The following is a 10,239-nucleotide window of genomic DNA, read 5'->3' as shown; positions in this document are numbered from 1 at the left end:
CCGCAAAAAGCGGTTCATAGGCGGTCACTTGGTCGGTTCGTCGCCGAGCTAGAGCCAATTTTCTAAGGTGAGCAGGGAAAGTGGCGGTGTATTTGCGGCGACAGGGTAGCTCTCCGGATCGCCCAATGATCCCGCCTTCGAGCCAGGCACCCAAATGTGATTCACGGTTTGAACGGGATCTGCGAATTTATCTTGCGCATCGAAGCTCTCAACGAGCTTTTGCTCTCCGTTTTCATCGCGCCATGTGAGCGCCAGAACGGTAAATTTCGCCCGGACATAATGAGAAAACTCTATCTTCTCATCGCACTGCTTTGAGCGGCATGAAACCTCGCGATTGCCGCCTTCGCCGGAATAGCGCACGATCACCTTTGCCCCGGCTGCGTGGTCCGTCTCGGCAATGCACACAGTAATATCAAGTCCGAAATCGTCCCGCACTTCTCCCGCGAAAATCAGCGCCTCATGCGGCATGCATGACTGACCGTGCAAATCTGGCATCTCTACCTCATCGGAACATTTCTGTGCAGCATTTGCCGCGTTTATTGGACAGACCAGCAAGGCCAGGACTGCAGTCAAACCAGGCGAATATCGAAACGGCATCAGATTTCCCCTTCAAGGTAGTGAAACGATGCTCATGGTTGCCTTAACATGGGGCGCAGACCCCATCCGGTGCGTAGCGCCTATCCGCGCGGAATGCGCAGCGTCATGCAGGTGCCGCGGTGCTTCACCGATCGGAGCACGAATTCATGGCCCGGACGCGCGGCAAATTCGTGGACAAGGTGCAGTCCAAGCCCATGGCCTTCGCTGCTGTCGCTCTTGGCGTGTTTTGCGCTGAATCGGGCCAGCTCCGCTTCGTCCATACCGCAGCCGTCATCGATCACTCGCAGCAGCACGTGGTCTTTGCGCGGTTGCATGGCAATGAGGAGCTTCGTGGCATGAGCGTGTTTGAGCGCATTGGATACGAGATTGCTGGTCGCCCGCATTATTTCAATTGGCTCTGTAATGATGAGCGCCTCACAGGCTCGGGTCCTCACCTCAACTCCGGCGTCATGAGCCTCGGCCCTGAACATGGCGGAGCAATTGGCAATGACGAGGCTCGCAAGAAATGCCTCCACCCCTTCATCGGGTTTCTCGCCCGACAGCGAGTTTTCTGGAACCGTCTCAGACAGTCCGCTTTCCGTCACGCCCTCAAGATAGGTCAAAGCCGCCTGTAGATTGCCGGCGGCCGCCGGGTCGCGGCTAGCGACATCCTCAAGCCCCCGGCGCAGCGATAACAAGGGTTGCTGCAAGTCATGCGAGGTTGATGCAAGCCGCGCCTTCAATCCTTTGGCATGGTTGCGCGCTTCGTCATACCGGCTGCGGCTCTCTTGCAGCGCTTCGGCGAGCTCCAGCTTCTCCTGGGTTGTGTCGACTTCGGCTTGCAAGGAACGACTCAGATCGCGCTGCATCGCCAGCATCCTCACCAAAATCGCGATCAGGAAAGCCAAGCTTTCAAAAAGCACCGTTGCATGGAAATAGTCGAGCGCGACGGTCATCGGAAAACGGCCAGGAACCAGCAAGACCGCTGACATCGACGCGACTGTGAAAACGATCGCGGCCGACCCAGCGAGGAAGGGAACCGCACCCAGAACCTTCTCTTTCCAAGCAAGGATAGCAATCCAGAAGTAAGCGAACGCAACAAGCGGCACGTGCGCGAACACCGCCCATCGCATGGCATCATATCGCCAGAAGAATGCGCTCAATATCGCCGCGACGCACAAGACAATTTGGAGTGCGCGCACGGCGCGATTTGTGCGCGGATGGCATTCGCCAAGCCCCGCAAACAGCCTCGCGAACTGCAACAGGGCAATCATCATGCCCGTCAAAAGCAACAGGTTGGCGGGCTCATAGGCACCCATGTTACCCGGCCAGACAAAGCGATGCAGGTAACCTTCATTGTTGGCGACAAACAATGCGCTGAGTCCAACATAGGCCGCAAAAGCACTGACCAGCGGCCAACCGACCAGCCTTCCCATCGCAATCGCAACGATGACCAAAACAACCATCGCACCGTTGATGAGCCAGTTAAATCGCGCTTCCTGCATATGCGCGGTGCGCATCCGCTCCGGCGTTGCGAAGGTAAGCGGCATCCAGCTTCCGGTCGAAGAGCGCAGTCCGACAAGAATCTCCGCGCTCTCACCTGCTTCCATCCAAAGAGGGGCGACCAGATACTGACTGACCACTGGCCGCTCATCAAAGTGAGTCGTCCGGCTTGCTGAGAGCAAGGTTTGTGACGGAGCGCCCAGCGCACGCTTCTGGACCAACAATTCGTCCGCGAAAGGTCGCTGGATATCGATCATCCACTCGCCGGGCTGATCGTTTGGGTTCTCAACCGAGACCAATAGCCAGACGGCACTTTCCTGGTCGCCAAAATCAACCCAGGGATTGTCGAGCGGGAGAAATTCGCCGCGTTTTGCAATTGCCGCGTCAGGATCGAGCGCCTTGCTGTCGAGGATCAGATAACGCAGATTGTCGAATGGCTGGAGGTGTTTGTTGCCTATTGGCAGCTGCGCCGCCTCGGCGCCTCTTTCCGTTCCCGCGTGATCCTGTGCGTAAGCCGGTGACGGCCATGCAGCCGCCGACATCAATAGCAGTAACACCGCCGCATGAATGGCCCGAGCAATGACGCGCGAGGAATAACGCTTTATCATCAACATGAGACTAGCGCCGCTATGATCGACAGATATGGGGTCGATCCCCCATTCCCATCGCAGGCCCTCAGCCGAACCACCGCTCAGAGCTGCCGATGCTCATCGAGCAAGCCTTCACGCAAGGCATAGGTGAGAAGGGCAGAAACCGAATTGACCCCCAATTTCGCCATCAGGCTGGCCCGGTGTTTCTCAACCGTTTTGGGGCTAATGAAGAGCTCCTCTCCAATCGCCACATTCTGATGGCCCGCCGCGATCAGCGCCAGAACCTCCCGCTCTCGATCGGTCAGCTCTTCGCGCTGCGGTTCGGCGGCGAGTTTGCCGGCCACTTCCTCGGATACGAACTTTCCGCCCGCCAATACCTGCGCGAAGCCCTCCTTCATCTCTGTTGGCAGGGCGCTTTTGAGAAACAGGCCATCGACACCGGCCGCCAGCCAGTCTGCAAGCATTGCCGTGGAGGTAAATCCGGTAACGACAACGATGCGCGTGTCAGGTGACCATCGCCGTGCTTCCCCGTAAACCTGCACCCCACGCGCAAGCGGCATGGCAGCATCGAGTAACAACAGATCGGGCGCATGCTGCTTGACAAGTGCAATGGTCTCAAGCCCGTTTTCGGCCTCTGCCACGATTTCCACGTTGCCCAAGTCCGCAAGAATGCTTGCCAGGGACGTGCGGACGATCGCGTGGTCATCGGCAATGATCGCGCGATTTTTCGCCGTCATTTCTCAAACATCCCCCTAGCCGCCTGTTTCAACACTCATAGGGGTTAGATCGCTTCATGCAATTGCGATGGGTGATCTGCCCCATTTGCCGCTCAAGAGCGCGATGGCATTGTAAGCCGCAAGTTGGCCGCAAAGGTGAAGAGAAGAGGCGGATTGTCATGCAGAATTTCGCATTGCGAACAATACTGGCAAGAGCAGCAGCAATAGCCGCCAGCGCGTTCGTCACACTTCAGCCCGGAATGGCTCAGGCGCGCGTGTCGCACATCTGCCCGGAGCTTGACCGCAGCAGTAACACCCTATCGGTGCGTATCGGGTCGGGGTGCATGACGGGGATGGCCCGCTTCAAGGATCACGATCTGGAAGTGAAAGTTGACCAGCACCGAGCTCACATCAGCGTAACCGGCGACATTCGCTTCCATCCAATCGGCAACCGCGCGGTAACTGCCGATTGCGCTGGTGCATAGAGCTTCACGTTGGCGGCAGAAGGTATTGAAGCCCGGCGATACACGCTTTCCTATGCGGGTGACCATGCAGGTACGGTCGAGTTTCTAGAAGATGCAAAACCGCAGAAGTGTTTTGGCACGGTGCGGAGCAAGGTCCGCGTTCAAACGCAGACAATTCATGCCGCAGACTTTGCCGGCTGGCGGTTTGATCCCGAAGCGCCATGGAACGGTTGGCGCGGCCATAGCGTCGCCGCCTTGCTTGAGCCCTTGATTGGAGGCGCTCCGGAAAGTCTCGATGGTCGACCCACAATCGACATCCGGATGGAAAAGCGCAGTTGGGGCCCATCCGTGGCCGACATCAGCACCAGAACAAGCAGGCGTACGCCGTTCATCGCGGTGTGGATTACGCGCCATGGCCTCGCTGACGATTCGGTGACAGGCGATCGCTATTTTGTCGCAGCCACACAAGGAAACGGCGGCTGGAAAGTCGACAAACTGTGGAGCCAGCAAATGTGCGCCCGTGGAGAAAATGCCGGTCAATGGACCGCGGCACCCTGCCCGTGATTTCCGGATCGGGCGCCAAAGAGAGAATGCGCCTAGATTTAGGAGATCAAATTCAGTTGGTTACAGATGGGGTATTGACCCCATGGGAGAGCAGGAAAGGACCCGCTATCCCATAATCAACAAAGCCAGAGATGAGTGAAGCGGCTTGGTTGAAATGACATTTAGGATTGCCAGCAACTCGATCGAGAGGTCATCATGTGGAAGTTGCTGCAGAAAAAGGGGGAACTGCAATGCGTATTAAGATCATGACACTGGCGATGGCAGGTTTGCTTGCAACAAGCACGATGTTCGGTGCGAGCCAGGCTCAAGCCCAATTGCCCGACGTTGCCAGCGTAGCGCCGGGTGAGGCAACCGATGCTGACGGCACCTACGTTGTCTCGACCATCAACAAGCGGATCACGATCGAAAACGGGCGTGCCTATGTGATCGACCCATGGACGCAGGCGCTGATCTTCCGGATCAAGTCCGGTATGGTGACGCTGCAGAATTTCCGCCAGACTGGGCCTGATACCTTCGAAGCGGACGATCTGCCGATGATGGGCAAGGTGGTGTTCAACCGCCAGCCGAACGGCACGCTGCAGGGCGTTGTGCAAGGTGCGTTCGGTGAAGCGAAGTACGCACTTGTGCCAACCGACTATGCCACGATTGGCGATGCACCAAGCGGCGGCGGCACTCCAACAATTGCCAAGGATCGCATCTACAAACTGCATGTCAGCAATTCACGATGCGTGGGCACTGATTTGCTGCGCAAGACCTATGGCGGGGTCTTCAATGTCAGCCTCAAAGATCCCAATGGCAACCGGATGACGTCCAGGGACCGCAACTTCGAAGTCAAATGCACCAAGAAGGGCCCGCGTAAGCAGAATTACAAATTCTACGATGCTGGCCCGGGCGCCCTGACGATCACTGTCCCGGCTGGTGCGAACAATGTCACCGGCATGCGTATCGGGGGTAAGAACACCCGCGGCAAAAACGTCACCTTCGACCGCGCTCACAGCAGCCTTCTGATGCGCACGATCAACGAGGCGAACCTCCTCAATGTCGGGCAGACGCTCAAGGATGATGTTCACCTGACCGGCAAGAGCGGCAATGCACGGCTCTATGTCACGCTGGCTCTCCAGAGGATCCAGTAATGCGGAAGGGCACAGTCATCTCCTGCCTCGGGGCGATTTTGATGGCGGGGACCGCGCTGGCACCGGTAGAACCGGTAAATGCGCAGATCCCTGCTTTCCTCCCCAATAAGGAAGCGGTTGCGGAAACCGAGCCGATGGAAATTGATGGCGACTGGCGCGTCGACAGCATCAATAAGGTCATCCGGATCGAACGCGGCAGAGCCTATGCGGTCGAAGGTTGGACACATGCTTTCGTCCTGCGGGTCCAACCCGACATGGTCACAATCCGCAATATCCAGCAAACCGACGACAACGAATATGTCGGAGATGACCTGCCCCTGATGGGCCGCGTGACCTTGCGCCACGTTTCGCCGGACCGGATTGAAGCGTCCGTACCCGGCTTGCTCGGTGCGACACGCTACACGCTCACCCGCGTCGCTGGCAGCGATTACGACAATGGTAGAGAGCCTCCACCGATGTTCGCCACTGCTGAAGATCCCGATGGCGCAACACCATCCGGCTTTCGCCAGCCGGATAGCAACCCGCCCACCTTTGCTTCGCTTGAAGAAGCATTTGGCGAACCGCGCCCGGTTGCGGAAGCTTTCAGGGGCTGCGTCATCCCGGATGACGCGACGCAGGAAATGTCGGCAAGCGTGCCGCAGCCCTCGCCGCGCGACCGGATGACGGGCCTTGAATTTGCGCCCGTCGCAACTGCGGATCCCAACGCCAACGTTCCGGGCGCGGGCGATGCGTGCTGGACCAGGCTTGACGGGGTTTGGAAAGAGGATCGCAACCCGACCTTCGACACCTCGGCCAACGACGGAAGCGAATGGGATGTTCAAGGACTTCCGCTCGCAGGGCTATTGCACGGCAATTACACTACCCCAGGGGCGCTGTTCATCGCTCCGGGAGATGACCCGGAAGGCGAACTGTATGTCATATCGGGAATCAATGGCCTTCGCATGACGCGGTATGTGTCGAGCGATGGTTTGAGCGTTGAGGGACTGATTGGTCAAGCGGGCGCAACGAAGGTCTATGAAGCGCAGGAGCAAACATCGCTGCCACCACGGCTTACGATGGATTACACCGCCGGTGGCGAGTTGCGCATCCGGCTTGGCAACCGTCAGTTTCTGCGTCCGCAAACGACTGCGAGCCGCGATCTGCCGTCCGATGATGTGTTCGCGATCCAGTTTCAGACCGACAATTTTGCCGCCAATCTCAAGGGCTACAATGTTCTGACACAGGACCCGTTTCTGTTGATGAACAACAACATGCGCGAGGTTTTCGACCGGCGTGACACCGATGAATACCGCATCCAGGAAAAATATGCGGTGCCGTTCGGGTTCACGCTCCAGAACGAGCTGCTGCAGGGTAACGTATATCGCAAAACGACCGTATCGAGCGCGAAGGAAATGCAGGATGCGAACAGCACTTCGTTTGGAGTGAATGCCAATATCAGCGTTTCGGGTGCGGTGAATACCTTCCTGTCATTCAAGCCAGGCGACGGAGAGATCGCCGATACCGGTGCAAGCGTGGGCTATTCCAGCACGCAATCGACAATGAATTCGATGCGCCAAAGCGGCACGGTTGCTCAGGTGGTCGGATACTCACGCGCCAAGAGCTATGCGATTATTGTCGATCATTCGGAATCGAAGCTTTCTTCTGGGTTCCTGACCGCGGTCGGCGATGCGCAACGCGAAGGTCGTTATCAGGACCTGATCAGCCAGTTCGGCACGCATTATGCCTATGCCGTTACCTATGGCGCCAGCGCCAAGATGACCCGCGATATTTCAAGCGAGGCCTTCCAGTCGGTCCTCGGTGAAACCCAAGGCGACAAGCTGGAAGGAGAGGTCCGGATCCTTGGCAGTTCGATCGGCGGCTTTAACGAAAGCATGACTAGCCGCATTGAAGGATATTCAGGTGCGTTCGGAAATGAAGGTGGCCGCTTTATCGCGGTAGGCGGCAATGGATCATGGGATTCTGGCGGCTATTCACGCGGCGACCGTGTTGCCCCGATCCTGCTCGATCTGCGGCCGCTTGATGAGCTGTTGAACCCGATCAATTTCCCCGATCAGCCCGACATATACACACGGGTTCGCGCCGAATTGGCACTGGCGATCAATCAGTATCTTGCCGGCCAGACGCGACCGCTTAGCAATGAGCGCCTGATCTCGAAGGTCAGCTATACCCCGCCACCCCCTGAGCCAGAGCCCGAACCCGAGGCCGAGATCGAGGAATGGCATGTCTATGTCCGCACCATCGGCTGCACCAAGCCGGGACCAGGGACCACGACCGGAGCTTCGGGCGATATCCGGGTTTCTGGCAGCGGTCACAAGAATGCCTTTGCCGGGAGCAAGGAGCTTTCGACGGGCTGCAAATGGAAAGACGATCTGAGCCGGACCTACGACTATCGGATTTCGGACAACACGCCTGGGCTGATGGTACTGCGTGGTACGCGGGAACAGATACGCAGTTATTCGCTGAAATTCGATTTCAATTGGCGGTACACCGGCGCCACCCAAGGCAGAATCCGGTCCGACCAGCGCTCGTTGAACAACACGCCAATGCAGCGATCGGGTCTGTCCGTTGGTAAATCGCATACGACCAAGTGGAAGTTTGGTCCCAAGGGCCGCCCTGAAATTACACTCCGCCTGCGCGTGAAGCGCATCAAGTGATCCGATGAGGAGCGAGACAATGCCATACCAATTCATCTTCCGCCGCGCGAAACTGGCTATCGCCGCACCGCTCGCATTGGGTGTGACAGCAGTTTTTGCGCCTGGCGCTGCAATGGCACAAAGCTATTCGCCCGATGTGCTGCAAGTCAGCGAGACAGGCGCGATTGCTTTCGATCCTTCTCCACAGCTCGATCTGGCTGATGGCGGAGCAATTGAATTCTGGGTAGCTGCAAGTTGGAGCGGGGATCCCGGATACGATCCGCCGGTGGTCATCAATATCGGGCCGGAGGGTATCCTGTACCAGGTATCGGTCCTGCGCGAGCGCGATGGACTGGTCTTTGCAAACGCAAACGATGAGGATGTCTTCATCGCCGATCTGTCCGATGGCAATTTGCACCACGTTGCAGTCAACATCATGCAAGACGGCTTGGAAGTCTATGTAGATGGTGAGTTGGTCGGGACCAGCGAATTGATGCCGATGTCCTTACCGTCGGCGGGATTGTTTGTCGGCGGGATCGAACCCGACAACAGCGCGAACTTGGACGGTGCGATTGCCCAACTGCGGTTCTGGAGCCAACCATTGGAGCAACAAGAGATCGTCGATTTCCGGCTGCGCGACGTGCTCGATGCGAACAGTGAAGACCACCCCGCTGCCGAGTTTCTCGCTGCGCAAAGTGATTTTCGCGCGGGCGAATTGCTGGTCGTGGAATCGATGGAGACCCTGCCATGAAGAGGCTCTCGAGTTCCCTCACGGCAGCCAGCGCAGTGATCGCACTGGCGGTGTCTGGCTTTGTGCCAGCGCCTGCTTCGGTAAGCCTTTTTTCAGGTGCAGCAGAGGCCAGACCTCCGAGCCAGGGGAGCTCAAAAGGTCAGCGGGGAAAACCGCGTAGAGGCGCAAAAGCGAAGGCCCCTGCGGGCAAACAAGCTGCAAAGTCGGGAAAGAAAAGGTCCCGCAAGGCTGCAGGAAAATCCTCCAAGCCGAAAACAACGACGGTCGCCAGCAAGGCTGCGGGCACATCGCGCCCTGTTTCGAAGGCAGGCAACCGGCTCGCGGGAAGATATGATACCAAAGCGGCAATAGCCGTCACCGGTGCGAACATGAACCTGTCGGCTGGATCGGCCAGACCCAGCCCGCCGCCATTGCCGCCGCGCGCTGCGCAAACGACGCGCAACAAGGGCAAAGCCGCAGCATCACCTGCGAAACAGGCGGCGAAATCTCGGAAAAAGGGGACTCGGCGCGCACAGGGAAAGACCTCAAAACCCAAGACAACTTTGGTCGCTGGTAAGCAGGCTGGTCCATCACGCAGCAAGACTAAGCCAGGCAAAGGCAAGACAGCCAATGTTGCGGCAAAGCCTGCGCTTGCCGTTCCGAGCTATCTCGCGGCCGCAGCGCCAACTTCGCCCCCGCCTGTGCCGCCGCGTGTTGCGCAATCCCCGCGCAAGACAGGTAAAGCGGCCGCTTCCCCGGCGATGCAGGCAGCCGCAAAAGCGCGCAAGGATGGCCGGACTGCGAGTGATATTTCGTCAGTGGTGACACGGACATATCGTCCGTTTGGTGGAGGAGCGCCAATTACAGCCCAGAAACCGCAGCAGGCTAAGCAAGGCAAGAAGAGCAAGTTCTACTTCAATCCGTTTCGCGGCCTGTTCGGCGGGGGCAACAAGAAGTGAGTGAGGCAATCGCCTGTGTTCTGCTCGATCACGATCGGCCATCGCTTATCGCGATCAGGGAAGAAGCGGATCGCTGAGATCAGCGCCTGGGTTGGCGGAGGATTGATGCCGACGGTCTAGCGGGCATTCTATGCCACGGGGTTATGCATGGCGGAGTAAAAGTGAGAGTTGGACATTGTCGTTCTCCTCGGTCGTGATTGGCTTAGGAAAGAACGGGCACCAACTCGCTAGCGTAGACCAAAGCGGACATCGCTGCAGCGCAGCCTTTATGACCGCTTTCAGAAGATGCTTGCAGTTGGCCCAGTGACCGAAGTGGGGCGCGAAGCGGACATAACGTCGAAAGTCAACTTTTGTACACTGGCGGCGCGCAA

At 57.9% G+C, this 10,239-nt stretch carries 10 protein-coding genes; 6 read left to right on the top strand and 4 right to left on the bottom strand.

Features of this window, described 5'->3' with window-relative positions:
- Nucleotides 1-48 precede the first annotated feature (48 nt).
- The 3 genes from ACGHU1_RS16595 to ACGHU1_RS16585 form a co-directional block, all read right to left on the bottom strand.
- Nucleotides 49-597, bottom strand: a complete 549-nt coding sequence (locus ACGHU1_RS16595; RefSeq protein WP_390588777.1) for a hypothetical protein — start codon at nucleotides 595-597, stop codon at nucleotides 49-51.
- A gap of 80 nt (nucleotides 598-677) precedes the next feature.
- Nucleotides 678-2,621: a sensor histidine kinase gene (locus tag ACGHU1_RS16590; protein WP_390588774.1), complete on the bottom strand. Its 1,944-nt coding sequence runs from the start codon at nucleotides 2,619-2,621 to the stop codon at nucleotides 678-680.
- Between the two features lie 149 nt (nucleotides 2,622-2,770).
- Nucleotides 2,771-3,406, bottom strand: a complete 636-nt coding sequence (locus ACGHU1_RS16585; RefSeq protein ID WP_390588771.1) for a response regulator — start codon at nucleotides 3,404-3,406, stop codon at nucleotides 2,771-2,773.
- Nucleotides 3,407-3,564: 158 nt separating this feature from the next.
- Between ACGHU1_RS16585 and ACGHU1_RS16580 the strand changes: the two genes are divergently transcribed.
- From ACGHU1_RS16580 to ACGHU1_RS16560, 5 genes are all read left to right on the top strand, one after another.
- A complete protein-coding gene (locus ACGHU1_RS16580) occupies nucleotides 3,565-3,870 on the top strand; it encodes a hypothetical protein (RefSeq protein WP_390588768.1) in 306 nt (101 codons plus the stop codon).
- Between the two features lie 9 nt (nucleotides 3,871-3,879).
- Complete coding sequence (locus ACGHU1_RS16575; RefSeq protein ID WP_390588766.1) at nucleotides 3,880-4,413, top strand: hypothetical protein; 534 nt, start codon at nucleotides 3,880-3,882, stop codon at nucleotides 4,411-4,413.
- Between the two features lie 230 nt (nucleotides 4,414-4,643).
- Nucleotides 4,644-5,546 carry a hypothetical protein gene (locus ACGHU1_RS16570; protein WP_390588763.1) on the top strand — a complete coding sequence of 301 codons (903 nt, stop codon included), beginning with the start codon at nucleotides 4,644-4,646 and terminating at the stop codon, nucleotides 5,544-5,546.
- Nucleotides 5,546-8,200 carry an MAC/perforin domain-containing protein gene (locus ACGHU1_RS16565; protein WP_390588760.1) on the top strand — a complete coding sequence of 885 codons (2,655 nt, stop codon included), beginning with the start codon at nucleotides 5,546-5,548 and terminating at the stop codon, nucleotides 8,198-8,200. The genes ACGHU1_RS16570 and ACGHU1_RS16565 overlap by 1 nt, the downstream gene beginning before the upstream one ends.
- 19 nt (nucleotides 8,201-8,219) lie before the next feature.
- Nucleotides 8,220-8,930, top strand: a complete 711-nt coding sequence (locus tag ACGHU1_RS16560) for a LamG domain-containing protein (protein WP_390588757.1) — start codon at nucleotides 8,220-8,222, stop codon at nucleotides 8,928-8,930.
- Nucleotides 8,931-9,069: 139 nt separating this feature from the next.
- On the opposite strand, the gene ACGHU1_RS16555 is transcribed toward ACGHU1_RS16560, so the two are convergent.
- The gene (locus ACGHU1_RS16555; protein ID WP_390588755.1) at nucleotides 9,070-9,375 is read right to left on the bottom strand and encodes a hypothetical protein; all 306 of its coding nucleotides are present in this window, start codon (nucleotides 9,373-9,375) and stop codon (nucleotides 9,070-9,072) included.
- A gap of 97 nt (nucleotides 9,376-9,472) precedes the next feature.
- On the opposite strand from ACGHU1_RS16555, the gene ACGHU1_RS16550 reads away from it, so the two are divergent.
- Nucleotides 9,473-9,868, top strand: a complete 396-nt coding sequence (locus ACGHU1_RS16550; protein WP_390588752.1) for a hypothetical protein — start codon at nucleotides 9,473-9,475, stop codon at nucleotides 9,866-9,868.
- Nucleotides 9,869-10,239 lie beyond the last annotated feature (371 nt).

Source organism: Erythrobacter sp. MTPC3 (assembly GCF_042854385.1).
Lineage (GTDB): Bacteria > Pseudomonadota > Alphaproteobacteria > Sphingomonadales > Sphingomonadaceae > Erythrobacter.
The sequence above is the reverse complement of the archived record's forward strand: the minus strand, read 5'-3'. Positions and strand labels throughout refer to the sequence as shown.

Excerpts from the sequence above, each read along its gene's own strand:
- ACGHU1_RS16595 (WP_390588777.1), bottom strand. The coding sequence starts at position 597 with ATGCCGTTTCGATATTCGCCTGGTTTGACTGCAGTCCTGGCCTTGCTG.
- ACGHU1_RS16590 (WP_390588774.1), bottom strand. The coding sequence starts at position 2,621 with ATGTCGGCGGCTGCATGGCCGTCACCGGCTTACGCACAGGATCACGCG.
- ACGHU1_RS16585 (WP_390588771.1), bottom strand. The coding sequence starts at position 3,406 with ATGACGGCGAAAAATCGCGCGATCATTGCCGATGACCACGCGATCGTC.
- ACGHU1_RS16580 (WP_390588768.1), top strand. The coding sequence starts at position 3,565 with ATGCAGAATTTCGCATTGCGAACAATACTGGCAAGAGCAGCAGCAATA.
- ACGHU1_RS16570 (WP_390588763.1), top strand. The coding sequence starts at position 4,644 with ATGCGTATTAAGATCATGACACTGGCGATGGCAGGTTTGCTTGCAACA.
- ACGHU1_RS16565 (WP_390588760.1), top strand. The coding sequence starts at position 5,546 with ATGCGGAAGGGCACAGTCATCTCCTGCCTCGGGGCGATTTTGATGGCG.
- ACGHU1_RS16560 (WP_390588757.1), top strand. The coding sequence starts at position 8,220 with ATGCCATACCAATTCATCTTCCGCCGCGCGAAACTGGCTATCGCCGCA.